Below are 26,866 nucleotides of genomic sequence, written 5' to 3'. Positions count from 1 at the left end.
GACTGTTTCGTGTCTGGTCAACTGGCCTGGGGTCGGGTCGCGTTCGCGGCATTCGTCGCGGTGGCCGCCCTATCCGTGGTGGGCTGTAGCTCGACCATCAGCGGCCGCGCGCAGCCCGCGGTGGACAACGGCACCATCAATGCCGTGTCGATCACCAGCACGCCGAAGCCCTCGGGCAAACCGACCACCGGCAAGCCGACGCCGACCACCAAGGGCGGCAACACCGATTTCGAGGCCAGCGAGGGCGACTGCGTCACGCTCGGCGGCACCACCTCGAACGCCACCATCGCGAAGGCGTCCTGCGGCAGCCGCGCGGCCAATTACAAGGTGATCGGCAAGGCGCCCAAGAGCACCCAGTGCGTGAGCGACGCCGACAACTACTACGCCGAGACCCTCAACGGCATCGAGCAGGGCGCGTACTGCCTCGACATCGACTGGGTCGTCGGCGGTTGCATGGATGTCGGCGGTGACGACCCCAAGCGGATCGACTGCACCGGCACCGCCCCGACCAAGGGCGTCAAGGTGGTCAAGCGGGTGGACGGCGCCGACGACGTCAGCGTCTGCGGCAGTGGCACCGGCTATGTCTACGAGGAGCGCCGATTCGTCGTCTGCGTGCACGAGCTCTGACACTTTCGCCCAGCGGTGAACTCCCGAGCATTCCGACACCGGCCAGCTAAGTTGGCTCGGTGAGCACGATCGATCTTCCCCGGCTGAAGTCGTCCACCGGCCGCTGGATCCTGCTGGCCACCATCCTCGGTTCGTCGGTGGCCTCGCTCGATGCCACCGTGGTGAACATCGCGCTGCCCCGCATCGGGGAGTCGCTGCACACCGATGTCGCCGGGCTGCAGTGGACCTTGAACGGGTACACGCTGACGCTGGCCTCGTTCATCCTGCTCGGCGGCTCGCTCGGGGACCGGCTGGGCCGGCGCAAGGTGTTCGTCTGGGGCACCATCGGTTTCGCGATCGCGTCGGTGCTGTGCGGTGCCGCGATGAATATCGAGATGCTGGTGTTCGCTCGCATCCTGCAGGGCGTAGCCGGTGCCATGCTGACGCCGGGCAGCCTCGCGCTGATCTCGTCCTCCATCGACCGGCGGGACCAGGGCGCGGCGATCGGGTTGTGGTCAGGCTTCGGCGGGGTCGCCGGCGCGCTCGGGCCGTTCCTCGGCGGCTGGCTGATCGAGCTGGCCGGCTGGCGCTCCATCTTCTTCATCAATGTGCCGCTCACCCTCGTGGTGGTGCTCGTCGCGCTGAAACATGTGCCGGAGAGCCATGATCCGAACGCCAAGTCGCAGTTGGACGTGCCGGGCGCCCTGGTGGTCGCGGTCGCGCTCGGCGCGCTGACCTTCGGCCTGATCGAAACCATGCCGCTGCTGCTGGTCTCGGGGGTGCTGCTGCTCGCGGCGTTCGTGGTGATCGAGCTGCGCAGCGACCATCCGCTGGTGCCGCCGGTGCTGTTCGCGTCGCGGGTGTTCACCGCGGCGAACCTGGTCACCCTCGCCGTCTACGCGGCCCTCGGTGGCGTCTTCTTCCTGCTGGTCCTGGAATTGCAGCTGGTGGCGGGCTATTCGCCGCTGATGTCGGGTGTGGCCACCGTGCCGATCACGCTGATCATGCTGGTGCTCTCGGCGCCGGCCGGGCGCTGGGCGCAGGTGCACGGCCCGCGCATCCCGATGACCATCGGGCCGCTGCTCGCCGCGGGCGGGCTGGTGCTGCTGCTGCGCATCGGCCCGGACACCGTCTACCTCACCGACGTGCTGCCGGGCGTGGTCGTGTTCGGCTTCGGTCTCTCGGCCCTCGTCGCCCCGCTCACCGGCGCGGTGCTCGGTGCGGTGCCGTCCAGCGAGGCGGGCATCGCCTCCGGTGTGAACAATGCCGTCGCACGGACCGCACAGCTGCTCGCCGTCGCCGCGCTGCCCGGTCTGGCAGGCATCTCCGGCGCTCTCGGCGATCCCGTCGCTTTCCATCACGGCTTCGGCACCGCCCTGTGGATCTGCGTCGGGCTGCTGGTGGCGGGCGCGGTGCTCGCGGCGCTGCTGCTGCGCCAGCCGAAGCACCCCGCCACCCTGGACAGCGTGGACTGCCTGCCGCAGTGCGCGGTGTCCGGACCCGCGATCGCGCCGCACGGCTCGAAAGCGCCTGCTACAGACGAAAAATGAGCGGGCCCGCTGGCCCGCTCATCTTCGAACTGATCTCGGGAGTACATGGGTAACTCCCCGGGGACGGGCCAACCCAACACGACGCACAACCGCCGGCCGCCGATGTCCCCGTCGCGCTCCTAGGTCTGGCTTGAATCCGCGAAGCGGCCGATTAAATCGGCGTGAACCCTGCGCCGACACCGCCGCGGGCGTTGATGTCGCCCATGATGGTGCTCATGTTTGTGCCGACCTCGGGGCCGAAGCAGGCCAGGGCGAGGTAGGCGTTCACCATGCCGACGAGGGTGGAGCCGATGACGACCGGCGCACCGGAGTCACCTTCCACCACGCACATCTGGCTCCAGGTCTCCATGTTCGACGCGAACACGTCGCCATAGCTGATGCCGCAGGTGTTGCCGGTGGTGCGGCCTTCCTTGCACACGATCATCGGGAACTGCGGCGGTGCGCCGAGCCCGGTGATGGTGACGTTGCCGATCCGATTCACCGGGATGATCGCGCCCGGCTGGAACTCGATGACGGCGTAGTCGAGATCATGGTTGGAGTAGACGAACCGGCCGATCACACCGGCGCCGCGGTTGACCTCCGCGTACACCTCGGCACCGGGGTCGCCGCAGTGGCCCGCGGTCAGACCGACGAGCCGGCCCGCGTTGTCATGGCCGACGGTGGTGACGGTGCACTCGAATTGGTTGTCGATGATGATGCCGGAGCCGCCGCCCACAACCGGCGGGCCCGGCTCGGCCTGAGCGGCCCCCGCGCCCGTCCCGAGTAGCGCCGCACCGAGGGCTACGGCGAAGGCGGCGTTGGCCACCTTGGCGAGTTTGCTGAACATGTCCCTCCAGACGTCGGAAGCCCGCACGATATCAATTTGTCGCACCCATCGTGTCAGTATTCGGGTCCGGGCGCGTCATCTACTACGGGGTGTCCACGGCGGGCGAGCCTCAACCCCTTTTTTCGACATAAGGTTAATTATGTCTCTTATTATCCATAATAGCGACAAGCTATCAAAAGGGGCGATGTCCGTTTCGAGTTTGTCCTCGAACTGTAGTACAGCCCGTTCTGTTCGGTTCCGGAATCAAATGTCATTTTGCATGAATTCTATCCGAATAAATTGCCGCGATGATCTTGTCTGGGCGGTCGATTCGCCCGGTTGACCTGTAACTTGTTCCAGAGAATCCACCCTTCGTTTTGGGCTGTGACCCAATATCGGTGGCGGCCGCCATAGCGTTTCCACCACAGTGACGATCGTCTATGACTGCAATCACAGGAGGGTGGTGTGTTCTGGCTTACTACGTAGTAAGGTGCGTCAAGCAAACAAGTCGTCGGGGCAGCCAACCGGCGTCGAGAGGGGTTAGCCAGTGCAGTCGACCGAGAGTCCGCCAACAGGATCACGGATGAGTGATGTGGTCGATTGGACCAAGGGTTACTGGGCAGACCATCCGAAGGCTTCGCTGGAGACCTTCGGTCGCCAGATCACCATGGGGATCGCCGCGGTCGCCGAACTGTTCGTCGCCATCTTCCGGCGCCGCTTTCCGTTCCGCGAGTTCATCCGCCAGTGCGCGTTCATGGCCAGTGTCTCCGCGGCGCCGACGCTGCTGGTCGCCATCCCGATCGGCGTCATCGTCTCCATCCAGGTCGGCTCGATCGCAGGCCAGGTGGGTGCCACCTCCTTCATCGGCGCGGCCAACGGCCTCGGCATCATCCAGCAGGGTGCTCCCCTCGTCACCTCGCTGATGATCGCGGGCGCCGTCGGCTCCGCGGTGTGCGCCGACCTCGGCTCGCGCACCATCCGGGAAGAGATCGACGCCATGAAGGTGATGGGCGTCGACCCGATGCGCAGGCTGGTCGCCCCCCGGCTCGGCGCGGCGATGCTGGTCAGTGTGCTGCTCTGTGGCTTCGTCGTCTTCGTCGGCTTCCTGACCGGTTACATCTTCAATATTTTCGCCCAGGGTGGTACGCCGGGTTCCTACATCGGCACCTTCTCCTCGTTCGCGGTAACGCGCGATCTTCTTGTCGCACTGATCAAATCGCTGATTTTCGGTCTGCTCGCCGCGATCATCGCGTGTGATAATGGATTGAATGCGCGCGGTGGTCCCGGCGGCGTCGCCAACGCGGTGAATTCCGCGGTGGTGAGTTCCGCCATCATGTTGTTCGGGGTGAACCTCATCATCACCCAGGTGTACAACGCACTGCTCCCGTCACAGGTGGTCTGAGTGTCGTCGACATATGTTCCGCCGCTACTGCGGCCGTTCCAGCAGTTTCGCAAGGGTGCGCAGGCACCGGTCGATCTGCTCGCCAAGCTGGGCCACCAGGTGTTCTTCCTGCTGCGCTCGATCGGCTCGATCCCGTTGGCGCTCAAGCACTATCCCAAGGAAGTGTGGCGGCTGCTCTCCGACGTCTCCTGGGGCAACGGCAACCTGGTCGTCGGCGGCGGCACCATCGGCGTCGTGGTCATCCTCAGTGCGTTCGGCGGGATGACCGTCGGCATCCAGGGGTACAACTCGCTGAATCTGCTCGGCCTGAGCCCGATCACCGGCGCGGTCTCCGCGTTCGCCACCACCCGCGAACTCGGCCCGCTGCTCGCGACGATCGCCTTCGCCGCGCAGGCAGGCTGCCGATTCACCGCACAACTGGGCGCCATGCGCATCTCCGAGGAGATCGACGCGCTGGAGTCCATCGCGATCCGGCCGCTGCCTTACCTGATCAGCACCAGGATGTTCGCGGCGATGATCGCCATCATCCCGCTGTACTGCCTCGGCCTGGCCATGGCCTACCTGTCCTGCTCGCTGACCGTGCAACTCATCGGTGGCACTCCGGGCGGTACCTACCAGCACTACTTCTACCAATTCCTGGTACCGACGGACGTGATCTACTCCTTGCTCAAGGCGATCCTGTTCGTCGCGATCACCACGTTCATCCAGTGCTATTACGGCTTTTTCGCCTCCGGTGGACCGGAGGGGGTCGGCGTCGCGGCCGGCCGGGCGATCAAGGTGTGCATCATCGCGGTCGTCTTCGCGAACCTGTTCATGACTTTGGCGATCTGGGGAGTCAACCCCGGCATCAGGATCTCGGGGTAGCACCAGATGATCATCGATCCCAGTGGGCGTGGACCCACGATGCGTCAGCTACTGCTCGCGGGCGTCGGCGGCCTTGTCGTCCTCGCGCTGGTGCTCGGCTTCCTGATGGCCCGATACCAGGGCTACTTCGTCGAGAAGGTGAACGTCACCGCGAACCTCACCACCACCGGTGACGGGCTGCCGTCCGACGCCGACGTCAAGTTCCGCGGCGTGCTCGTCGGCGCGGTCAAAGAGGTCGAGGTCGCGGCCAAGGGCGAGCTGCAGAAGGTGAAGATCGAGGTGAAGCCGGAGTTCGCCTCCGGCGTGCCTGCCAACGTCACCGCCAGGGTGGTGCCGAGCAACCTGTTCGCGGTCACCTCGGTCGAGCTGGTCTTCAACGGCCCGGCCGATCAGTACCTGCGCGAGGGCTCGGTGATCGAGGAAGATCGCAGCAAAGGCACGCTCGCCCTGCAGGACACACTCACCACGGTCCGCAACATCCTCGACCGGATCGATCCGATGGAGTTCGGTCGCGTGCTCGGCACGCTGTCCCAGGCGCTCGACGGCAGCGGCCGGATGCCCGGCTCGACGGTCGAGCGGTTCGACCGCTGGCTGCAGTCGGTGGACGACTCGATCCCCGATCTGGGCGTGATGCTCGGTGACTTCTCCAGCTCGTTCCACGCGCTCAACGAATCCTCGCCGGAACTGCTCGACGTGCTCGGCACCTCGGTGGAGACCGCGCGGACCATCGCCGACCGGCGCAGCGAGCTGGTCGCCCTGATCACCGGGACGGGCAGCACCGTCGACTCCGTCAACGGTCTGTTCGCCCGCAACGGCGACGTCGGCAAGCAGGTCACCGAGGGCATCAGCGACATGTTCGGCGCGGTGGCCGCGGACCCCAACGCGATCACCCAGACGATCCTGAATCTGAGTGAGACGGTCCGTAAGTTCGACACCACGTTCACCTGGGGCCCGCAGAAGCAGCAGATGTGGAACGCGGGTGTCACGCTCACGCCGTACAAGCCGTACACCGTGGCCGACTGCCCGCGCTACGGCGAGCTGGCCGGACCGAGTTGCTTCACCGCGCCCGCGGTGAACGAATTGCCGCCGCTGCCCGACAAGTTGAAGCCGAGGGCGCTCGAGTCCGCGGCCGGGCTGCCGCCGGTGGTGCCGATGCCGGGGCTGCCGCTGATCCCCGGTGTCACCACGCCGGCTCCGCAGCCGGTCCAGGCCGGTGTGCCCGGTGCGCCGTTCGCGGGCACCCCGCTCGAGGGTCTGTTCCCGATGTTGCCCGGTCTGTTCGGCCAACCGGCCCCGCCCGCGCCGCAACCGGCTCCGCAACCGCAGGCAGCGCCCCCGGTCGTCCCTGCGGCAGGCGAGATTTCCTACCAGGGTGACGCGGCCATCACCAAGCTGCTCGGCCGCAAGCCGACCACCGCCGAATATCTGCTGCTGAGCTCGATTCTGAAGGGCGGGACCATGCATGTGGCCGAAAACGGGGTGGGCCGATGAGTATTCGTAAACCACTGATCGGCTTCGGCATCTTCGCGCTGGTGTCGATCCTCGTCACGGTGGTCGTCTGGAATACGTTGGCGCGCATCGTCGACGGCGATACCCGCACCTACTCGGCGACCTTCACCGATGTGCTCGGCCTGCACGAGGGTGACGACGTGCGGATGGCGGGCGTGCGGGTCGGCAAGATCGAGAAGATCGAGCTGGTCCGAGATCAGAAGCTGCGCAAGCAGGTGGCGAAGGTGAGCTTCGTCGTCCAGCGTGATCAAACCCTCTACGACGACACCAAAGCCCTTGTCCGCTACCAGAACTTGATCGGCCAGCGGTATGTGGCCTTGGCGCCGGGCAAGGCGTCCGGCCCGGCACCGCTGAAGGACAACGCGTCGATTCCGCTGGAGCGCACCGAGCCGTCGTTCGACGTCTCGGGTCTGCTCAACGGTTTTCAGCCGCTGTTCCAGGCGTTGCAGCCCGAGCAGGTGAACCGCCTCTCCGAGACCTTCATCCAGGCACTGCAGGGTGACGGAGTCTCGCTGAGCGCGTTCATCGTGCAGGCCGCGCAGCTGGCCACCGACTTCCAGCGGCGGGATGCGATCCTGGCCGATGTGATCACCAACCTCTCCGGTGTGATGGCGGGGTTGGCCAAACGAGGTGATGAATTGGAGACCCTGGTGACCCAGACCCGGGCCTTGATCGGTGGGTTGTACGAGCAGGGGCAGTCGCTGCAGACCTCGACCGTGCAGATCGCCAACGCGACCAGTTCGCTGGTGGACATGGTCGGCCACATCCAGCCCAAGCTGCAGACCGCCCAGAATTCCACCAGCGCGGCACTCACGCTGCTGCTGGACAACGGCGCGAAGCTCGATCAGATGGCGATCGACCTGCCCAACATCATCTCGATCGCGGGCAAGCACACGGCCGAGGGTGGCTACGCCAACGCCTACCTCTGCGGCTTGGACATCTCGCTCTACGGGGTGCTGTTCCCGCGCGGGTTCATCCACAACCTCGGCATCGGTGGCAAGGCTCAGTCGGCGGTGTGCCGCCCATGATGTCGAAGATGAAGGCAAGGTTCGACAACAACCGCTACTTCTGGCTGGGCATCCTCGGCGGTGCGCTCATCGTGGTGCTGCTGCTCGCCTCCAGCGCGGTCAAGCTGATCGGTGTCGGCGAGCAGACGGTGAAAGCCGAGTTCGTGCAGGCCGCGGGCATCAAGGTCGGCGATCGGGTCAACGTCGCGGGTGTGACGAGTGGCCGGGTGGACGGCGCGAAGCTCGAGGGCGACCACGTGCTGCTGACGCTGAGTGTCAAGAACGGTGTGAAGCTCGGCCCCGACGCGCGCGCGTCGATCAAGATGGCCACGCTGCTCGGCGCCAGGTACGTGGATCTGGATCCCGGCGACGGTTCCGGCTTGAAGGGCGGCCGGATCCCGTTGTCCAACACCGCCGTTCCGTACAACCTGGCCGATGTGGTGCAGGAAGGCACGCCGAAGTTCGAGGCGCTCGACACCAAGAAGCTGTCGGAGTCGCTGAACCTGATCAACCAGCAGATGGGCGATTCGCCGGAGCTGGTCGCACAGGCGCTCGACAGCGTCGGCGCGCTGGCCAAGGTGATGGATGCGCGTAAAGACGAGGTCAACAGCCTGCTCAAGGATCTGAACCGCGTCACCCAGATCCTCGGCGACAATCGCAACAGCGTGTTGTTGGTGATCACCCAGGGTGAGGCCATCGCGAACCGGGTGATGGAGCGCCAGGGTCTGCTGCGCCAGTTGCTCGACAACATCGCCGAGCTCACCAGGCAGCTGCAGGAGATCGGCGCGCAGAACGACAATCAGCTCGGCCCGACCATCGTGCAGCTCAACACCATGTCCGAGGGCCTGCAGAAGAACAAGGAAAATCTGGACCGGCTGTTGTCGCTGATGCCGCCGACCGTGCGCTACCTCGCGAACTCCTGGGGTGGCAACGGTCCGTACGGCTCGGTCGGCCTGCCGTGGATTTTCCCGGACAACTGGTTGTGCCGCGCCAACGTGATCGAGGGGTGCCAGTGATGACCTGGACGACGCAGAACCTGCGCAGAGTGGCCAAGACGCTCGTCGTCGGTGCCGCCGCGCTGACCGTCGGTAGCTGCTCGCTGGTGCCGAGTTCGGTGAACGACGCACTCGGCCGGACCATTCGGGTCACCGCCGACTTCGAGAACATCGCGGGCATCTACGAGGGCAACCCGATCACCGTGCTCGGGCTCGACGTCGGCAAGGTCGACAAGATCGTGCCGAAGGGCACCCTGGTCGAGGTGCACATGTCGATCAACAACGACGTGAAGATCCCGAAAGACGCGATGGCCGCGATCATTTCGCCGTCCATCGTCACCGACCGGCACGTCGAGCTCACCCCGGTCTACACCAAGGGCGACACCCTCACCGACGGCGCACATCTGCCGCTGGCCAAGACCAAGACGCCGGTCGAACTCGACACGATGATCAAGACCATCGATCAGTTCGCCGCCGCACTCAAGCCGGAGCCGGGCACCGAGGGCATCGGCCCGCTCTCCGGCCGGGTGCTGTACCCGATGGTGAACGGCAACGGCGAGAAGATGCGGGACACGCTCAACGCGTTGTCCGGTGCGCTGAAAGTCGGTGTGGACAACAAGGATGCGGTGTCCAACATCATCATCAAGCTGAACGAGCTCACGACCATGCTGGCCGACAACGACCAGTCGGTGCGCGACTTCAGCAACCGGATGACCCAGATGACCGGGCTGCTCGCCGAGCAGGCCCCCGGCCTGCAGGCGACGCTCGATCAGATCAACGACTTCCTGGCCAACACCAGCGGCACGCTCGGCCAGTACCAGGATCAGCTGGCCAGCGCCCTGGCCGGCTTGACCAACGTCACCGCCCAGCTGCGCGAGAACGCCTACGGCATCACCGAAGTCGTCGACGTGGCGCCGATGGTCTTCCAGAACATCGACCGGATCGTGAACCGGGAAGGGCGCTACGTCCGGCTGCACGCGATCATCGGCACGGCACTGTCCGGTGAGATGGTGAGCGTGTTCTGCGAGCGGATCCAGATGAAGGCGGACGGTTGCCGCACCGGAAACATGCAGGACTTCGGGCCCGATTACGGCCTGACCGCAGCGCTGCTCGGACTGACGAAATGACGTACCGAATGACGATCAAGGCACGCCGCGCACTGATCGCGGTCGCGGCGGTGGCGGGTGTGGGCATCACCTCGGGGTGTGGCCTCACGGTGGAGAAGCTGCCGCTGCCCAAACCCGGCGTATCCGGCGAAACCTACACCGTGCACGCCGTTTTCGAGAACGCGCTGAACCTGCCGGACCAGGCCAAGGTGAAGATCGGTGGCTCGGATGTCGGCGTGGTCTCCAACATCAAGACCAAGAACTTCCAGGCCGTCGTCGACCTGACGATCAGCAAAGATATCGAGCTGCCCAAGAACAGCACCGCCGAACTGCGCCAGGCCACGCCACTGGGTGACGTGTTCATCGCGGTGTCCAAGCCGAAGACCGAGCCGGGCACCGAGATGCTGCGCAGCGGAGACACACTCGGCCTCGACAAGACCTCGGCGGGTGCCACCGTCGAGCAGCTGCTGATCTCGATCTCCATGCTGTTCAACGGCGGTGGCGTCGCCAGCCTCGCCAGGCTCACCTCGGAGCTGGATTCGATCGTGGGTGGCCGTGGCGGCCAGTTGGCCCATCTGATCACCGAAATGACCGGTGTGGTCGGCAGTTTGAACGCCAACTCGGCGAGGGTCGACAGCGTGCTGAACGAATTCAGCGCGCTGGCCAACACCATCGAGTCCCGGCGCGCCGAGCTGGGCCAGGTGGCCGACACGCTGCCGCAGATGATCGGCGCCATCGCCGAGAACAACAGGGCCATCGGTGATCTGCTGACCAAGGTGTCGACCACCAGTGCGGCGCTCGGCGATTACGCGGACACCTCCGGCCAGCAGCTGGGCAGCCTGCTCGACAACACCCGCGCGCTGATGGACGCGCTGGCCGCCACCGGTGACAACCTCGGCATCCTGCTCGATCGGGCGCGCGAGATCCGGCCGAAGGTCGACGCGACCTTCAAGGGCAAGAGCTTCGCCGTCTACGCCACGCTGACCAACCTCGACCTCAGCGCGGTGACCGACCCGCAGCACGGCGGCCTGCATGATCTGCGCGACGTGCAGGATCTGGCGGGCAGCCTGATCCAGGTGCTGCAGATAGTGCAGAACCGGGTGGAGGGTGGCCACCGATGATCGCGAAACTGATGCAGCACAAGCTGGTGCTGTCGACCATCGGCCTGGTGCTGGTGTTCGTCATCGGGGCCAGCTATCTGATGATCAGCATCATGCGGGTGAACCCGTTGAAGTCCACCTACACCGTCACGGTGAATCTGGACCGGTCCGGTGGTCTGCAGCCGGGCAACGATGTGACCCTGCGCGGCTATCGGGTCGGCAAGGTCACCTCGATCAAGCTGACCGACCGCGGCCAGGCCATCGCCGCGGCGGCGGAGATCGAGAGCAAGTACAAGATTCCGGTGGACACCGCGATCTCGGTGCAGGCGCTCTCCGGCGCGGGCGAGCAGTACATCGACTTCCGCCCGGCCAGTGAGCAGTCGCCGTTCCTCGGCGACGGCGCGGTGATCAAATACGATGCGGCCAAGATCAAGACGCCGACCCCGGTCTGGTCGGTCCTCGACAACGCCAGCGCACTGATCGCGCAGGTCGATCCGGACAAGTTCGGCGTCATCCTGCACGAGCTCGACATCGCGCTCAGTGGCGGCCCGGATCAGTTGCGCGGCATGGTCAACGGCATCAGCCTGGCCATGGCCGGCTTCGACAATCTGCTGCCGCAGACCACGAACCTGATCGCGAACCTGCGCACCATCGCGAACACCACCTCCAACGCCCAGCCCGACCTCGGCACGCTGACCCGCAATTCCGGCGCGCTGTTCAATCAGTTCAACAACGCCAACGCTGAACTGCAGGGCATTCTCGAGCGCGCACCGGGGCAGTTGGCCAGCCTCGGCGCGGTGCTGGACAAGACCAGTGATCCGATCACCAGCCTGGCCACCAATTTCGCGGCGATGACCAAGGCCGCGCAGTTGCGCCTGCCCGCGCTGCGCGCGCTGTTCCCCTCGCTCGCGCTGGGTGCGGACGCGCTGGGCGTGCCCGCCCACGACGGTGAGTTCCACGCGATCCTCGACATCTGGCCGCGGCCGTTCTGCACCTACAACACTCCGCAGCTGCGCAACGAGGTCATCCAGGACGGCTCGATTCCCAAGTGGAACTACTGTGAGAATCCGCCGCCCGGCCAGGAGATCCGTGGTGCCGCCAACGCACCGCGCCCGAATGTGCCGAACAACGGCGCGCACATGCCGCCGGGTGTGGATCCGAACGAACGGACCCTGCCCCCGATCAAGTGAGTTGTACCCGGTCCCGCGGGGAAACCGTGGGTCCGGGCATACTCGCCGAGAGAACGCGTACGGTACGCCCGAGATGCGGGCCCGTCAGTCGATCGGTGCGCCCGCGCGCCGGGAAAGTGCAGGTTTGTATCGATGTCCACCGATGACGCTGACACCAACAAGGACGCCGAGGACGCGGTGACCGAGGACGCTGCGACCGAGAAGTCCGCCGCGGCTGCGGCGAAGCCTGAGCTGTCGAAGACAGAACCGGCAACGACCGAGAAGAAGGTGGCGGCCGAGAAGAAGCCCGCGGCCGAGAAGAAGGCTGCGGCAGCGTCGGAGGCCGGTGCGACGGCGAGTGGTCCGGCCGGCGCGAAGCGGTCCGCCTCGCTGCCGCTGATCGCCGCGTTCGCGGCCGGTGTGCTGGCGGTGGCCGCGATCACCGCGGTGGTGGTGTTCTTCCTGCAGGGCAAGGACCGCGGCGAGAAGCTGGACGCGATCCGCGACTCGACGCAGGCCGCCTGCACCTTCGGCAAGGACGTCTCGGTCTACGACTACACCAAGAACCTCGACGACTACTTCACCAAGGTGAAGTCCGGGGCGAGCGGCGAATTCCTCAAGGAGTTCGACGACGCGACCAAGGCGCTCAAGGACGCGATGGTGCAGGCGCAGGTCAAGTCCTGGGTCGACGACGTGCAGTGCGGCTACCAGTCCGGTGACAAGACCGAGGCCAAGGTGCTCGTCACGCTCACCCAGTACCGGACCAACTTCACCCAGTCGACGCCGGAGCGGCAGTTCGTCGTGGTGATCGCGCAGCTGACCAAGTCCGGGGACAAGTGGCTGGTCGAGAAGCTCGATTCGCCGATGCTGAAGGGCGCGGGCACCGGTCTGCCCGGCGCTCCGGGTGCTCCGGTGCCGGGCGAGGCCCCCGCGCCTGCCCCCGCGCCCGCGCCGAGTGGGCAGCCTGCACCGCAGCCGGGTAACTAGCCTGCGGTCGTAAGTCCGACGAGCGCCTCCGGCGGTGGGGCGAACCACCACCGCCGGAGGCTATTCGATCTGGTCGCGCACCGATCAGAACAGCGTCAGTGTCTGCGGCGCCGACGGCGCGGCCGCCTTCCCCGCGGCCTGCTCTCGTGGCGCTTCCGGCGCCGCCGGCGTTTCTTCCACAAGCACCGCGGGGATCTCCGCGGTGTTCGCCTCGGCGACAGCCGCTGTCGCGGCGGCCTTCCGAGCCGCTTCTCCGGCAAGCGCGTCGGCCTGCTCGTTGAAGTAGTTGCCGACATGTCCACGGACCCAGCGGAACCGGACGGGCCCGGGCCTGCTGGCGATCGCTTTGTCGATCTGCCGGATGAGTTCGACGTTCTTCACGGCGCCGCCGCTCGAGGTGCGCCAGCCGTTGAGTCGCCAGCTGGAGATCCACTCCGACGCGCACTTGATCGCGTAGAGCGAATCGCTTTCGATCAGTAGGGGTTCGGAGCCGGGATGGGCGAGAATCGCCTCCAGCACCGCGCGTAGCTCCGCGACCTGGTTGGTGCCGGAGGCGGCACCGCCGCTCAGCGAGGAGCCCTGATGATTGACCCAAGCCCAGCCGATGGCGCCGCCGGGGTTGCGGAGGCAGGATCCGTCGGTGCTCACGATGATCATGGCTGGCACCCTACGCAATCCGACCGACAAGATCGGTACCGTGGAATTCTTCTATCTCCCTTCGCAATTGGGACTCGGTGCGGCGGAGCGCCGATTTGACGGCGGAATCCACCAGACCGACACAGAGCCGCCCCGCCAAGCCACGCGGGGGGCTGTACTCCGCCTCGGACGTCAGCACCGACCGCCCGTATCCGAGCGGATCGAAGCGCAGCGTCAGGGTCCCGGACAAACGCCCACGCAGCGTATACCCGATCACCACGTTGCGACGATATTCGGTGACCTCGCATGTCATCCTCGGCCGCCACACCATCAGCCGTGCGGTGGTCGCGTACATCGCGCCGAGGCCGGAGTCGAGTTCACCGGTCGGTTCGAAGTCGGCGACCGCGAACATCCAATCCGGTACGAACAGATGGTTGTCCGTATAGGTGAAGGCGACCTCGACAGGCGCTCCGACGTCACTCGCGTACTTGATGCGGCCCATGAGGCCCTCCCGGTTCCACGACTGGCGTTAAAAGTACTACAGAACTCCTCTTTATTGGAGGGTTGCGCGGTATTCGGCGCGGCGGCTTTTCACAGTGCGACCGACCGGTTGCTCGGTTGCGCTGCGCTGGTCAGGTCACATATTGGACCGGTCGGTCGTGTTCTAGGTGCTGCCCAGCTGATCGACGATGTACTCGGCGATCGGCATCGCGGAGGTGGCCGCTGGCGACGGAGCGTTGAGCACGTGCACCGAGCGCGCGGTGCGCTCGATCATGAAGTCGTGCACGAGGGTGCCGTCGCGCAGCACCGCCTGCGCGCGGATGCCCGCCTCGCGTGGCCGCAGATCGGCGAGGGTCAGCTCGGGGCAGTAGCGCCTGCACTCGGCCAGATAGCCGCGCTTGAACAGCGAATTGCGTAGTTCACGCAGCCCGGTGCGCACGTTCGCCGCGGCCACCCGGTGCACACCGGGGAAACCGAGCACCGCTCGCGCGTCTCTGGCGTCGAAACTGCCTTTGCGATACCCCTCCCTGGCGAGTCCGAGCACGGCGTTCGGGCCGACGGTCAGCGCGCCATCGATTGTCGGGCTCAGATGCACGCCGAGGAACGGTAGCGTGGGATCGGGGATCGGGTAGATCAGCGTGCGCACCAGTCCAGCCCGCTCCGGCGGCAATTGGTAGTACTCGCCGCGGAACGGCACGATCCGGAAATCGTTGCGCAGGCCCGCCATTCGAGCCAGCCGGTCGGCCTGCAGGCCCGCGCACACCACGAGGGTGCGTGCCGTCCACGAGCCGGTCGGCCCCGCCGCGGTCACCGTCGCGTCGGTCTCGGCCAGCGAGGTGACCTCGGCGCCGAGGACCAGCTGCCCGCCTGCCCGGCGGACCTCATCGGCCAATGCGGTGGTGATCGCGGTGTAGTCGACGATGCCGGTGTCCGGCACGAACAGTGCGCCGACGCCGGTCACCCTCGGCTCGCGCCGATGCAGCTCGGCGGCGTCGAGCAGCTCGACCGCCACCCCGTTGGTGACCGAACGCTCGTGCAATGCCAGCATCCGTTGCCGCTCGGCCGCGTCGGTGGCGACCAGCAGCTTGCCGCAGACCTCGAAGGTAATCTTTTGTGCCGCAGCGAATTCCTTGGTCCAGCGGGCCCCGCGGCGGCACAGCCGGGCCTTCAGACTGTCCGGCGGATAGTAGATGCCCGAATGGATGACGCCGCTGTTGTGCCCCGTCTGGTGGGTGGCCAGTGCGGCGGCCTTCTCCAGGAGCACCAGGGTCGACCCCGGATGACGCTGCAGTAGTCGATGCGCCGTGGCCACCCCGACGATGCCGCCGCCGATCACGCAGAAGTCGTAGGTGCTGTTCGGCATACCGAGAACAGTAGGCCGAGAGTTATACCGAGACGGCGGGTTCCGGTCCGCGCTGGGTGCTCGCGCCAGGTGTCTGCTTCGTCGGCAGTGTGGTCGACTCGGTGCCCGGCGCGGGGACGGGAGCGGACTTCGGTGCCGGGTTTCGCTCGAAGCGCAGGTCGTGGTCGCCGAGTGACGGGTCGGTCAGCATCAGCACCACCGCACCACTGCGCGTGTCGAATTCGGTGCGCAACTCGGTGATGTCCGCGCGGTCGTCGAGCCGTTCCTGGTTCGGCAGGCCATTCAGCACGGTGCGGGCGTTGGTGCCCAGGGTGATGGCGATCGTGTCGGTGGGTGCGGCGGTGACCTGCGCGTCGAAATAGGCATCGCCGAGCAGCAGGGTGCCGCCGATGGTGGCCGGACGCGGCGCGGGCGACGAATAAGGGTGTGGGTCAGCCGCTTTCGGCACCGGAACGGTCACGTCTTGCGAAGGCCGGCGGTATGTCGAGGTCAGTTCGAAGCTGCCGCCGGTCAGTACGGTGTCCACCCATTCGGGATCGCTCGTCGAATCCTCGACTGCCTGCGCGGGTGGTGTGGCGAGGGCGCCGCCGGGTCGGTTGATGTCGGCCATCTGGTGGACGATGTAGGTGCCCGCGACCACGGTGAGGCTGAGACTGGCGGCACCCGCGAGAACGATCGCGGCGTGCCGAGCGATCTGGGCATGCTTGTTTCTTGTCACGATGCGGTCCTTCCTGTGCCCCTGCTCCCCCTGGCAGCCGGCCCGCATCGTTGAAAGCCGTACGGTTGTCCAGGTTACGGCGCGGCCCTCGGGGGCACTGCCTCGGGGAGACCAGAATCACAGTCCACATCGCGGACCGTCGGCGAACAGTCGGCCGATCCGCGGGGTGCTTTATGTTTCCAGCACCTCGAGCGGGGGTAAATACATTTTGCTGGCGAGCGTCATCCTCGACTGCCACATCGAGACACCCGGCCAATGGCGTCCGGCCGACACGAACGGCGCACCCAAGTGTGGCGCTCGCCCGCTCCCCTATCTCATGGATCGGGTCGGGTGTCGGCAACGGCCGGATGTTCGCATCCGGCCGTTGCCGCGTTTTCAGGCGAACTGACCGGCAGTCCGTCCGGTCCCCGTCGGTCCGGCGAAGGCCTGTGCCAGGGTGAGCCACTCGGCCGCATCCGCGCCGACCGCCTCGATCGCCAGATCGTCCGGATGGCGGCGCTGCGTCACCAGCAGGCAGAAGTCGAGTGCGGATCCCGTCACGCGTTGCGCGGCGTCCTCGGGACCCCACGACCAGCTGCTGCCGTCGGGTGCGGTGAGTTCGACCCGGAATTCTTCGGTGGGCGGCGTCTTTCCGTGCACGGTGTAGGCAAAGTTCCTGGTTCGCACGCCGATGTGCGCGACGGTGCGCAGTCGTGCGGTCGGGGTGCGGGTGACGCCGAGGGTGTCGGCCACGTCCTGGCCGTGCGCCCAGGTTTCCATGATGCGGGCGGTGATCATGGAGGCCGCGCTCATCGGCGGGCCGAACCAGGGCAGCTTGCTGCCTGCGGGTACCGCGCGCAGGGCGTCGGTGAGTGACTTGCGGCCGCGATGCCACCGATCCAGCAGCTCCGCGGGCGGCGCGGTCGACGCCTCCTCGGCGGCCTCGTCGACGAAGGTCGAGGCCTTCGGTGCGGCCTCGATGACGAGTTGCTGGAAGCGGTCGGCATCGGCGGCGGCGAGCGTCGCGACCTCGTCGGTCCAGGCGAGATGGCCGATCTGATGGGCGATGGTCCAGCCGGGGGCGGGGGTGGCGCGGGCCCAGTCGGCCGCCGCCAGCGGGGCGACGATTCCCTCCAGCTCCGCGCACTCGTCGGCGAAGTCGTTGAGCAGCGCTTCCAGGTCAGCCATCTGTTCCCTGCCTCATCGCGGGTGCACGGGCTCGTGCGGGTTGCCGCCGCCGAGCATCACGCACGCCTGTGCACGCACACCACGTCGTGTGCTGTCGCGGTCCAGCATCGCAGTGGCCGAAGAAAAATGCAAGCACGCGTGCTTGTATTTTCTATGGCGCTCCAGAAGTGCTGTCTACCAGCCGAAAACGATCAGATGCGAGGCTCCGACGACGAGTCCGAGCACCGCGCCGTGCAGATAGAGCAGCCAGGCGTCCTGCTCGACCGAGGCGTAGAACATCTCCATGAACTCCCCCGGCGTCAACTGCCGCAGCTTGCGCGCCGCGAACACGTCGATGGTCTTGGCCTGCTCCCGGGTGAACTCCTCGTCCTCCACCAGGGTCGGCGCGAGCCCGACGGCCGCCCCGGCCGCGCCCGCCTTGAGATTGTCGAACTGGCGGCGCCCGAGGGCGGCGCGGACGAACGAGGTGGTCGGGCCGAGCTGGCGGTGGATCTCGTCGGAGATCAGCCGTTCCAGCAGCTGACGGGTCTTGTCGCCGTTGGGTCCGTCGAGCAGTTCCTTCGACAGGTTCGGCAGGGTGAGCACCTGGTAGGCGAGGATGTGCGCGAGGTCGGTCGCCGCCTGCGGCTGCCGTTTGGCCAGCAGCGCCTGCCGCCACAGGTACTTGTACCAGGGCTGCGGGTCACCCGGCTCGAACACCATCTTGACCGCGATGACATTGACGATCACGCCGATCGCCGCCGACGCGAGCAGCACGATCACCCAGCCCGGCACCCAGCCGAACACCGGAATGCGGTGGTGCACATGCAGATACAGCGCGAGCAGCAGGCCGAACGGTGCGCCGAGCAGCCCGATCCGGACCATGAAGCGCAGTTCCGGCGCCGCGATCGTGGTGGTCAGATCCTTCAGGATGCCGGGGTTGTCCTGCAGATACCGGATGACGAAGCTCTTGATGTCGATGAGCTGATCGACATTGTCGCCCAGGGATTCGAACGCGCGGCGTGACAGCGCGGGCATTTCCCGATCCACCCGCTGATAGATGACCTGCTTCGCGGCGCGTGGCACCGAACGCCACAGGTCCGGGTTCTCCCGGTTCATCAGCTCGTCGACCAGCGGCTGCACCTGTTTACGGGCGAGCACCGCGACATAGTCGGCGATGCCGTCCAGGTCGAGCTCGTGGATGAAATCGCGCGGGCTGCCGATCCGCATCAGCGCCTTGTCGACGCAGATGCTGGCCATCTTCTCGGCCCGGGCCGGGATGAATCCCTGGAAGCCGAGCCGGCGCCCGTCGCCGGAGAACGTCGGCAGCACCTGCACCCGGCGCGGGAAGTACGGATACAGCAGGTGCAGTCCGGGAATGTGCACGCCGCGAAATCGTTCCGGCCAGAACAACATCAGCACGCCGGTCCAGTTGGTCAGCCAGCCGGCCAGCGCGCTGAAGATCGGGAACGTCACCAGATCGACCACGAACTTGGACTGGCCCGTCAGACCCTCCCAATCGATGAACACGCCGGCGGCGAGTGAACTCATCGATGGGTCTCCCTAGGCCGAACCGGCGGAACCGCCGGTATGAGGTATCAAGGCCCCAACATTGTCATTGCGCCGGAGCGAGTGTCAACGCGGCGCGGGATAGGGCTTGCGATCGCGTCGCGGGTCTACCATGAGCGCGCCCGAGCTGGACCTGGGCGTGAGCATGACATCCCCTTCGCGCGGTCGCGGACCGCCGACGTCGCAGGAGGTCGCGTGTCCGAAAAGCCAGTGCCCGAAGACCTACCGGCGGAGACCGACGAGGCCCGGCTGAGCAGGCGCCGGATGATCGGCACCGGCGCCGCCCTCGGTGGCGCGGCAATCGGCGGGGCGCTCGCCGCGACGGTGGGCGGGGCGGCCAGGGCCGAGCACGGCAGCGCGACGCCCGCCTCGGACGCGAGTGCGAAGCTCGACACCGAGTCGCATCTGTTCCGGCTCACCTCGGCCGAGCCGAACCGGTACGACGGCGGCACCTTGCGCGGCGCACACGAGGGCACCTTTCCGGTGCTGACGGGTCAGCAGGCGTCGGTGTACTACGTCGAACTCGAGATCGGCGGACTGCGCGAGCCGCACTGGCATCCGACGGCGTGGGAGCTCAACTACATCATCTCCGGCACGGCGGACTGGACGATTCTGGGCACCCACCCCGACGGCACCTATCGCAACGACACCTTCGAGGCGAAGCAGGGCGATCTGGTGTTCGTGCCGCAGGGCTTCTTCCACTACTTCGCCAACTCGAGCACCGAGCAACCCCTGCAAGTGCTGGTGGTCTTCAATACCAGCGCCCAGGAGCCCAACGACGACATCGGCATTGTGGCCACGGTGAATTCGCTGCCCCGCGAAATATTGGCCGCCGCGTTCGGGGTGCCGGTCGCGGCGTTCGGTGCAGTCCCCACCGCGGTGAAGCCGGTGGTGATCACCAAACGCGCTTAGGGCACCCGGATACCGGATCGCGCGCCGGTCTCCTGGACCCAGTCGAGCAGCGTGCGCTGCCGGCGCAGCAGGTTGCGGCGGTTGTACCGACCGCTCAGTCGTTCCGCTTTGCGGGCGCGGCGCCTGCTCTGCCGGGAGATCAAGGTGCTCAGCTCGCCGGCCGGCGCGATCCCCCGGGCCACCGCCCAGTCCACCACCGCGCGGAACCATTGCCGTTCGGTGCGTAATACCCAGGCGTAGACGACGGCGAAGATCAGGATGTACAGGATCGTGCGCGCCGCGATCGAGCCGACCGGGATGCTCGCCGGGCTCGGCGCGTCCCAGCCGAAATGCAGTGCGGCGCCGAGCAGATAGAACTGGACGAAGACCTGGGCGCGCCGACTGACCGGCCAGTCCGCGCGCGCCACCGCGAGCACGATGCCGATACCCGCCAGTGCGGTGAGCATCCAGTGTGAGGTGATCCCGGTGAGCAGCCGCACGAAGCCGACCAGCATTGCGTTCGCCGGATTGTCCTGTGCCGACAGCAATCCGGCGTTGGCCGAGTAGGTGATGTTCTCGACCACCTGGAAGCCGAGGCCGGTGCAGCCGCCGAGCAGCAGCCCGTGGATCGGCCGGTTCAGCAGCGGCCCGGCCAGCCACGCGACGGCGAAGACGCCGATCCCCTTGACCGCCTCCTCCACGATCGCGGCGGAGATGGGGGCCTGCCAATCCATGGCGAACGCGTCACCGGCGAGGTTCTGGATGATGCGCATGTTGTGGTCGTTGGCGAACAGGGCGATGCCTGGGCCGGCCAGCGCACCCCAGGCAAAGCCCATGACCAGCGGGGTCCTGATCCGCCGGTGCGCGCGGAGCCGATCCAAATGCAGGACCAGCCAACCGAATACGACCAGGGTCGCCAGCGTGAACGGCAGGCCGACCAGGATGCCGCGCCAGGTCAGCGCGGCGACCGGGGCCAACTGGAGCACCAGCCCCACCACGCCGAGTAGCGAGGTCAGGCAAAACACCCACCACAGCGCCGATTTCGGCTGGAACCAGCTCATCGGCGCACCGTCAGTGAGTCGAGCACCGGGGTCAGTTCCGGCAACGTGGCGTCCGCGCCGATGAGTACCAGGGTGACCGCCAGGTTGTCGTTGCCGAGAATGGCGCAGACCCCCGCCTTATCGGTGCCGCGGCAGGTCAGTCCGCTGAAGCCGTTCGGTGTCTTGATTTCGCCACCGTCGAAGTAGGCGTCGAAACCCTGTACGCCGAGGACTTTTCGACGCCACTCGGCGGCTTCGGCGAAGTCCGTGACACCGTCGATCACGCTGACCGCGAGTCGCGAACCATCCGGCGCGATGAGCACGGCGGTCGTCTGATCGCCGGTCGGTCTGCGCTGCCAGCCGCCCACCCCGCCGAAGGCGATGGTGTCCGGTTCCGTTCCCGGCGCGGTCAATTCGATCTCGCTGTCCGGGGGGACCACGGTCTGCCTGGTCGGCACGAGCGCTGCGGCGACCGAGGGGACGACGATCAGCGCGGCGATTACCGCGAGCACCACTCCGGCCTGCTTCCAGTCGTTGCCGGTGCGGATCGACTGGCTCATGTGCTCCCCTCGGCGTTCTCACTCGATGGCGCGTTAGGCGAGAAACTGCCGCCGACCAGCGGTGCAGTCGCCTCCACGGTAAGCCAGTTCGCCCCGTTTCCCGGGGAACCCGGCCGTCGCGAATGTCTTGATTGCACGACTCCGCAGCAGACCGTAAACAATCCGTAAACCGGTTCCAGCACAGTAGAGACACACCAGCACGGCGGGTCCGGAACCGGATTCGCCCCTCGAAAGGAAGCACCTCATGCGCAAGCTCAAGCTCCAGGTCCAGACCACCGCCGACGGCTACATGGGCGGCCCGAACGGCGAGATGGACTGGATGACCTTCCCCTGGACCGACGACGTCGGCGCCTACATCAAGAACGTGATGGCCTCGGTCGACACCATCGTCCTGGGCCGCAACCTCGCCGAGGGTTTCATCCCGGTCTGGGCCAACCGTACCGAGGCCGACGGCGAGGACCAGGAAACCATCGACTGGATGAACAACACCCCCAAGATCGTCTTCTCCAACACCCTCACCGAATCCCCCTGGCCCAACACCACCATCGCCAACGGTGACCTCACCAAAACCGTCACCGACCTCAAGTCCCAGCCCGGCGGCGACCTCATCGTCTACGGCGGCGCCACCCTCGCCGCCAACCTGATCGCCGCCGAACTCATCGACGAACTCCACCTCTTCGTCAACCCCACCGCCATCGGCACCGGCCTCCCCGTCTTCGCCCCCAACACCTACCAACCCCTCCGCACCGTCGCCGCCACCCCCTTCGACTGCGGCATCACCGCCCTCCACTACGCCCCGAAGAGCGCCTGAGCACGGCCGCGAGCACAAGCATCGGCCCAGGCCCGACCCCTGATGGAATCACCGTTCGGGGTTGTCGGACTGGGCGCTCGCTCGCATCAACAGCTCGACCAAGGCCCATACCCCCGTGGAAGGATTGGTCAGGTATTCGCCGCCAAAATCGGCACATTGCCTTTTGGCACGGCGCAACGCGTCGTCCAACTTCTCGGCGAAGTCACCGAAGTCCAAGTCTTGCTTTTCGTAGCTGGGCAAATGTTTCCGCAGTCGCGGTGTGACGTCCTCCCCGCATCTCTTCATAGGCGCACGACAGTGTTCGAAGTGCAGGAGCAGCCAGTACTCGAAGCAAGGATTGGATACCGCGAGAGATACATTGCTGGTATGCGCCAGCTTGGTTGTGGCTGCGATGTCGAACTCATCCACATCGGCTACGCACCAAACGTGATTGAATCCCGAACCATATTTCGAGGCGAACCGGACGAGTCTGCTCGGATCCTCGTGTCGGCCCACCACGGTGAGTTTGTACGCAGGGTTGGCCAGGTGCCGGTTCAGGCCGCTGAAGTAGGCGGGCTCGGTCTTTTTTGCCGAGACGATGAGGATCAGAGTCCGCGGCTCCCGGAAGGCCTTTCGCCGTTTGGATGAGTTCTCGCGTCGTGTCATGCGCTGCGGATCGCGTTGGCGAACCGGACGGGGTCAAGGCTGGGTATCGCGCCATACGCGCCGTTCAAATAACGACGTTCGAGGTTGTGCTCTCGCCGTGGTTTGAAGTCTGTCAACGGGTAGAGCGTGCTTGCTCCGTCGGCATCCTTGTCGACAAACCAGATCTGGTCGCGTCGCAGCAATCCGCCGGGTCGTACTGCCGTACCGAGCAGACTTGGGTCGTGGGACGTGAACAGTAACTGTGCGCCGAGCGGATTCGTGGCGGGATCCTGGAACAGCGCGGCCAGTTCGGCGGTGAGTAGTGGATGCAGGCTCGTGTCGATCTCGTCGATGACTAGGACGTAGCCCTTTGCCAGCGCCGCCAGCGCACCGGGGAGAATGCGTAGCCAGGAACGTGTACCGGATGATTCGTCGGAGGCCCTGAACTCGGTGCGGCTTCGGCCGTGGCGAAACACCAGTCGCCGTACTTCGTAATCGCTGTAGTCGTCAGGACGCTCGACATCGACGCGGACATCTGAGATCCCGACGTCTGCCGCACGGATCAGTTCCAACACCCGGGCACGTGACGGGGAGTCTTCCGCGAGCAGACGTTCGATGCCGTCGGCTTCCACGACGCGTGTTCCGTCATGGTCCGGCGTATTGAGGATCGCGTAAAACCACCAGTAGATGGAAAGAAAATGATCACCGATGGGTCCGCTGAAGTTTGCTTCCAGGATCCGCGTCAAGAACAGGGTGTCGGGGCGGGTCAGACGTTGCAATACCACGAGTTCCGACTTGATCTCGGCGAGTGTCGAACCGATCGAGAAGCGGTCGTCCTCCCGTTCGAAAAGGACTCGCTTACGCTTCGCCGGATAGCTGTACAGCCACTCTTCGAGGACGCGTTCGTCACTGATGCTGAAGCCGTACGTGTAGCGGATTTCGTCCGCAATGAACTCGACGACAAACAGTGATGGCGCGCTACCGCGTGCCGAATCCAGTCGAAAAGGCATCCGCAGCGGGTCGCTGTCGCGCCGCCGACTGGACGACGAGCCGGTGACCGTGCTCCCCATGAACGACAGCGCGTCGAGCAGATTGCTCTTGCCGGAAGCATTCGCGCCGTAGACGGCGGCCACTGGCAGTGCCGCATTGACGGCATCGCCAGTTGCCGGTATCAGCAACAGTTCCTGCTCGTCAGCGAACGACTTGTGGTTTGCGAATCGAAAGCTGCGTAGCACCGTAAGACCGCCTTCCGCGAGGCTTTGTGCCCTTCTGTGCAGTTTACCTGCATCATAGGGCTTGTAATCAAGAGAATCTCGACCTCTTCGAGGCCATGTATCTTCAGGATCTCACGTCTCCCGGCCTCTGTTGCAGCACTTCTTCGCCCACAGCGAACGTCGGGGAAGTTCGGAACAAAGTGGGTGGGGGTGGGGTTGAGTTGGTATCGCTCAACTTTTGGAAGGGTCGAACACGTGACTACACCACAGAACCTGCCGGTGCTGTTCCTGACCGATCCGATCGTGCTGCCGGGCATGGTCGTGCCCATCGAACTGGACGAATCGGCGCAGGCCGCCATCGACGCCGCGCGCGCCGCGAAGACCGATGCCGTGCTGCTCGCGCCGCGGCTGGCCGAGGGCTACGCCACCTATGGCGTGGTCGCCACCATCGAACAGGTCGGCCGGATGCGCGGCGGCGCGCCGGCGGCCGTACTGAAGGCCGAACGGCGGGCCAAGATCGGGCACGGGGTGACCGGGCCGGGTGCCGCGCTGTGGGTCGAGGCGGAGCCGGTCGAGGTTCCCACCCCGGACGGCCGGACGAAAGAGCTGGCCGCCGAGTACAAGAAGCTGGTCGTCTCGGTGCTGCAGCGCCGCGAGGCCTGGCAGATCATCGACGCGGTCAATCAGCTCAGCGACCCGTCGGCGATCGCCGACACCGCGGGTTACGCGCCGTACCTGACCGACGAGCAGAAGCGTGAACTGCTGGAAACCCCGGATGTCACCCAGCGTTTGAAGACGTTGATCGAGTGGACCAAGGACCACATCGCCGAGGCCGAGGTCACCGAGAAGATCAGCGACGACGTCCGCGAGGGGCTGGAGAAGAGCCAGCGCGAGTTCCTGCTGCGCCAGCAGCTCAACGCGATCCGCAAGGAACTCGGCGAGGACGAGCCGGACGGCGCCGACGACTACCGCACCAGGGTCGAGCAGGCCGACCTGCCGGACAATGTGCGCGCCGAGGCGTTGCGCGAGGTCGGCAGGCTGGAACGCGCCAGCGATCAGAGCCCGGAATCCGGCTGGATCCGGACCTGGCTCGACACGGTGCTGGAGCTGCCGTGGACGGTGCGCACCACCGACAGCACCGACGTCTCGGCCGCCCGCGCGGTGCTGGACGCCGATCACCACGGCCTGGACGAGGTCAAGGACCGCATGGTCGAGTACCTGGCGGTGCGTTCCCGCCGGGCCGCGCGTGGACTGGAGGTGGTCGGCGGACGCGGCTCCGGCGCGGTGCTCGCGCTGGTCGGTCCGCCCGGTGTCGGCAAGACCTCGCTCGGTGAATCCGTGGCTCGCGCGATGGGCCGCAAGTTCGTCCGGGTCGCCCTCGGCGGCGTGCGCGACGAGGCCGAGATCCGTGGCCACCGGCGTACCTATGTCGGCGCGCTGCCCGGCCGGATCGTCCGCGCCATCAAGGAGGCGGGTTCGATGAATCCCGTTGTCCTGCTGGACGAGATCGACAAGGTGGGCTCGGACTTCCGGGGTGACCCGGCGGCCGCGCTGCTCGAGGTGCTGGATCCGGCGCAGAACCACACGTTCCGCGACCACTACCTCGACCTGGATCTCGACCTTTCCGACGTGCTGTTCATCGCCACCGCCAATGTCATGGAGACCATCCCCGGCCCGCTGCTGGACCGGATGGAGCTGATCACCGTGGACGGCTACACCGAGGACGACAAGGTCGACATCGCCCGCGACTTCCTGGTGCCGAGGCAGCTGGAACGCAACGCGCTGACCACCGACGAGGTGACCGTCACCGACGCGGCGCTGCGCGAGATCGCCGCCAACTACACCCGGGAAGCCGGAGTGCGGCAGATGGAGCGGTTGATCGCCAAGGCGTTGCGCAAGGCCGCGACTCGCCTGTCCGAGGGCGGGACCGACTCGGGCACAGCGGATCTCGGCTACGACGCCGAGCTGGGTTACGACGCGCCGGTGCAGTCCGAGAGCGCGGCGAAGCAGGCGCTGACGATCGACCTCGGCGATCTGAAGGAGTACCTGGGCCGTCCGCGCTTCACCCCCGACTCGGTGGAACGCACTGCGGTGCCGGGTGTGGCGACCGGGCTCGCGGTCACCGGTCTCGGCGGCGACGTCCTCTACATCGAGGCCAACGCCGCGGAGGGCGAGCGTTCGCTGACCCTGACCGGCCAGCTCGGCGACGTGATGAAGGAGTCCGCGCAGATCGCGCTGACCTACGTGCGCTCGCACCTGGAAGAGATCGGCATCGAGCCGTCGGTGCTGGATCGCAATATCCACGTGCACTTCCCGGCGGGCGCGGTGCCCAAGGACGGACCGTCGGCGGGCGTCACCATGGTCACCGCCCTGGTGTCGCTGGCCCTGGGCAGGCAGGTGCGCGCCGATGTCGGCATGACCGGTGAGGTCACGCTGAACGGACGGGTGCTGCCGATCGGCGGCGTCAAGCAGAAGCTGCTCGCCGCGCAGCGGGCCGGCCTGAAGACGGTGTTCATCCCGGCTCGCAACGAGCCGGACCTGGACGACGTCCCGGCCGAAGTGCTTGCCGCACTGGATGTCCGCCCCGTCGGTGACGTTGCCGACATCCTGGCCTACGCCATCGAGCCGGTCGCCGAACCGGCCCTGGACGGACGGGCCTTCGCGGCCACCGCCTGACGGGAGGAGGATGGGCC

The 26,866-nt window shown here is 66.3% G+C and carries 25 protein-coding genes; 14 read left to right on the top strand and 11 right to left on the bottom strand.

The window, feature by feature from the left end; translation table 11 throughout:
• The first annotated feature begins 9 nt into the window (after positions 1-9).
• Complete coding sequence (locus DMB37_RS20750) at positions 10-627, top strand: hypothetical protein (RefSeq protein ID WP_135234136.1); 618 nt, start codon at positions 10-12, stop codon at positions 625-627.
• Between the two features lie 59 nt (positions 628-686).
• Positions 687-2,156 (top strand): MFS transporter, encoded by a 1,470-nt coding sequence (locus DMB37_RS20745; RefSeq protein ID WP_135234135.1) that lies wholly within the window; start codon positions 687-689, stop codon positions 2,154-2,156.
• 151 nt (positions 2,157-2,307) lie between these two features.
• Here the strand turns inward: DMB37_RS20745 and DMB37_RS20740 are convergent, their stop codons facing one another.
• Positions 2,308-2,982: a serine protease gene (locus DMB37_RS20740; RefSeq protein WP_135234134.1), complete on the bottom strand. Its 675-nt coding sequence runs from the start codon at positions 2,980-2,982 to the stop codon at positions 2,308-2,310.
• A gap of 562 nt (positions 2,983-3,544) precedes the next feature.
• On the opposite strand from DMB37_RS20740, the gene DMB37_RS20735 reads away from it, so the two are divergent.
• The 9 genes from DMB37_RS20735 to DMB37_RS20695 all read left to right on the top strand — a co-directional run bounded on the left by DMB37_RS20735 (position 3,545) and on the right by DMB37_RS20695 (position 13,100).
• Positions 3,545-4,363 (top strand): ABC transporter permease, encoded by an 819-nt coding sequence (locus DMB37_RS20735; protein ID WP_206054998.1) that lies wholly within the window; start codon positions 3,545-3,547, stop codon positions 4,361-4,363.
• Entirely contained in the window at positions 4,364-5,227 is an 864-nt protein-coding gene (locus tag DMB37_RS20730) for an ABC transporter permease (protein WP_135234132.1), read from the top strand.
• A gap of 6 nt (positions 5,228-5,233) precedes the next feature.
• A complete protein-coding gene (locus tag DMB37_RS20725; protein WP_167768895.1) occupies positions 5,234-6,718 on the top strand; it encodes an MlaD family protein in 1,485 nt (494 codons plus the stop codon).
• On the top strand, positions 6,715-7,764 hold the full coding sequence (locus DMB37_RS20720) for an MCE family protein (RefSeq protein ID WP_135234131.1): 1,050 nt from the start codon (positions 6,715-6,717) through the stop codon (positions 7,762-7,764). Before DMB37_RS20725 ends, DMB37_RS20720 begins: the two co-directional genes overlap by 4 nt.
• The gene (locus tag DMB37_RS20715; RefSeq protein ID WP_135237713.1) at positions 7,764-8,759 is read left to right on the top strand and encodes an MCE family protein; all 996 of its coding nucleotides are present in this window, start codon (positions 7,764-7,766) and stop codon (positions 8,757-8,759) included. The genes DMB37_RS20720 and DMB37_RS20715 overlap by 1 nt, the downstream gene beginning before the upstream one ends.
• Positions 8,759-9,865, top strand: a complete 1,107-nt coding sequence (locus DMB37_RS20710) for an MlaD family protein (RefSeq protein ID WP_135234130.1) — start codon at positions 8,759-8,761, stop codon at positions 9,863-9,865. Before DMB37_RS20715 ends, DMB37_RS20710 begins: the two co-directional genes overlap by 1 nt.
• Before the next feature lie 8 nt (positions 9,866-9,873).
• The gene (locus tag DMB37_RS20705; protein ID WP_135234129.1) at positions 9,874-10,965 is read left to right on the top strand and encodes an MCE family protein; all 1,092 of its coding nucleotides are present in this window, start codon (positions 9,874-9,876) and stop codon (positions 10,963-10,965) included.
• Positions 10,962-12,134, top strand: a complete 1,173-nt coding sequence (locus DMB37_RS20700; protein ID WP_135234128.1) for an MlaD family protein — start codon at positions 10,962-10,964, stop codon at positions 12,132-12,134. Before DMB37_RS20705 ends, DMB37_RS20700 begins: the two co-directional genes overlap by 4 nt.
• 132 nt (positions 12,135-12,266) lie before the next feature.
• Positions 12,267-13,100, top strand: a complete 834-nt coding sequence (locus DMB37_RS20695; protein WP_135234127.1) for a hypothetical protein — start codon at positions 12,267-12,269, stop codon at positions 13,098-13,100.
• An 84-nt stretch (positions 13,101-13,184) separates the two neighbouring features.
• On the opposite strand, the gene DMB37_RS20690 is transcribed toward DMB37_RS20695, so the two are convergent.
• The 6 genes from DMB37_RS20690 to DMB37_RS20665 form a co-directional block, all read right to left on the bottom strand.
• Positions 13,185-13,757 (bottom strand): ribonuclease H, encoded by a 573-nt coding sequence (locus DMB37_RS20690; RefSeq protein ID WP_135234126.1) that lies wholly within the window; start codon positions 13,755-13,757, stop codon positions 13,185-13,187.
• Positions 13,758-13,767: 10 nt separating this feature from the next.
• On the bottom strand, positions 13,768-14,238 hold the full coding sequence (locus DMB37_RS20685; protein ID WP_135234125.1) for an SRPBCC family protein: 471 nt from the start codon (positions 14,236-14,238) through the stop codon (positions 13,768-13,770).
• A 162-nt stretch (positions 14,239-14,400) separates the two neighbouring features.
• Positions 14,401-15,600, bottom strand: a complete 1,200-nt coding sequence (lhgO, locus tag DMB37_RS20680; RefSeq protein ID WP_135234124.1) for an L-2-hydroxyglutarate oxidase — start codon at positions 15,598-15,600, stop codon at positions 14,401-14,403.
• A 22-nt stretch (positions 15,601-15,622) separates the two neighbouring features.
• Positions 15,623-16,318: a hypothetical protein gene (locus tag DMB37_RS20675; protein ID WP_135234123.1), complete on the bottom strand. Its 696-nt coding sequence runs from the start codon at positions 16,316-16,318 to the stop codon at positions 15,623-15,625.
• 375 nt (positions 16,319-16,693) lie between these two features.
• The gene (locus tag DMB37_RS20670; RefSeq protein WP_135234122.1) at positions 16,694-17,485 is read right to left on the bottom strand and encodes a TIGR03084 family metal-binding protein; all 792 of its coding nucleotides are present in this window, start codon (positions 17,483-17,485) and stop codon (positions 16,694-16,696) included.
• Between the two features lie 174 nt (positions 17,486-17,659).
• Positions 17,660-19,015: a hypothetical protein gene (locus DMB37_RS20665; RefSeq protein WP_135234121.1), complete on the bottom strand. Its 1,356-nt coding sequence runs from the start codon at positions 19,013-19,015 to the stop codon at positions 17,660-17,662.
• 213 nt (positions 19,016-19,228) lie between these two features.
• On the opposite strand from DMB37_RS20665, the gene DMB37_RS20660 reads away from it, so the two are divergent.
• Complete coding sequence (locus DMB37_RS20660) at positions 19,229-19,945, top strand: cupin domain-containing protein (RefSeq protein WP_240771588.1); 717 nt, start codon at positions 19,229-19,231, stop codon at positions 19,943-19,945.
• Here DMB37_RS20660 and DMB37_RS20655 read toward each other — a convergent pair.
• Both DMB37_RS20655 and DMB37_RS20650 read right to left on the bottom strand, forming a co-directional pair.
• Positions 19,942-20,985, bottom strand: coding sequence for a PrsW family intramembrane metalloprotease (locus DMB37_RS20655; protein ID WP_135234120.1), 1,044 nt, complete (start codon positions 20,983-20,985; stop codon positions 19,942-19,944). The genes DMB37_RS20660 and DMB37_RS20655 overlap by 4 nt on opposite strands.
• Positions 20,982-21,524 carry a hypothetical protein gene (locus tag DMB37_RS20650; RefSeq protein WP_135234119.1) on the bottom strand — a complete coding sequence of 181 codons (543 nt, stop codon included), beginning with the start codon at positions 21,522-21,524 and terminating at the stop codon, positions 20,982-20,984. Before DMB37_RS20650 ends, DMB37_RS20655 begins: the two co-directional genes overlap by 4 nt.
• Before the next feature lie 244 nt (positions 21,525-21,768).
• Here DMB37_RS20650 and DMB37_RS20645 point away from each other — a divergent pair, with 244 nt between their 5' ends.
• On the top strand, positions 21,769-22,335 hold the full coding sequence (locus tag DMB37_RS20645; protein WP_135234118.1) for a dihydrofolate reductase family protein: 567 nt from the start codon (positions 21,769-21,771) through the stop codon (positions 22,333-22,335).
• 48 nt (positions 22,336-22,383) lie between these two features.
• Here the strand turns inward: DMB37_RS20645 and DMB37_RS20640 are convergent, their stop codons facing one another.
• Together DMB37_RS20640 and DMB37_RS20635 are read right to left on the bottom strand one after the other, a co-directional pair.
• Positions 22,384-22,980 carry an RloB family protein gene (locus DMB37_RS20640; RefSeq protein WP_135234117.1) on the bottom strand — a complete coding sequence of 199 codons (597 nt, stop codon included), beginning with the start codon at positions 22,978-22,980 and terminating at the stop codon, positions 22,384-22,386.
• The gene (locus DMB37_RS20635) at positions 22,977-24,194 is read right to left on the bottom strand and encodes an ATP/GTP-binding protein (protein ID WP_135234116.1); all 1,218 of its coding nucleotides are present in this window, start codon (positions 24,192-24,194) and stop codon (positions 22,977-22,979) included. The genes DMB37_RS20640 and DMB37_RS20635 overlap by 4 nt, the downstream gene beginning before the upstream one ends.
• 294 nt (positions 24,195-24,488) lie before the next feature.
• On the opposite strand from DMB37_RS20635, the gene lon reads away from it, so the two are divergent.
• The gene (lon, locus tag DMB37_RS20630) at positions 24,489-26,849 is read left to right on the top strand and encodes an endopeptidase La (protein WP_240772555.1); all 2,361 of its coding nucleotides are present in this window, start codon (positions 24,489-24,491) and stop codon (positions 26,847-26,849) included.
• The last annotated feature ends 17 nt before the right edge of the window (positions 26,850-26,866 follow it).

Origin of the sequence: Nocardia sp. CS682 (genome assembly GCF_004634405.1) — a bacterium.
Lineage (GTDB): Bacteria > Actinomycetota > Actinomycetes > Mycobacteriales > Mycobacteriaceae > Nocardia > Nocardia ninae.
This window is presented reverse-complemented; position numbering and strand designations above follow the sequence as displayed.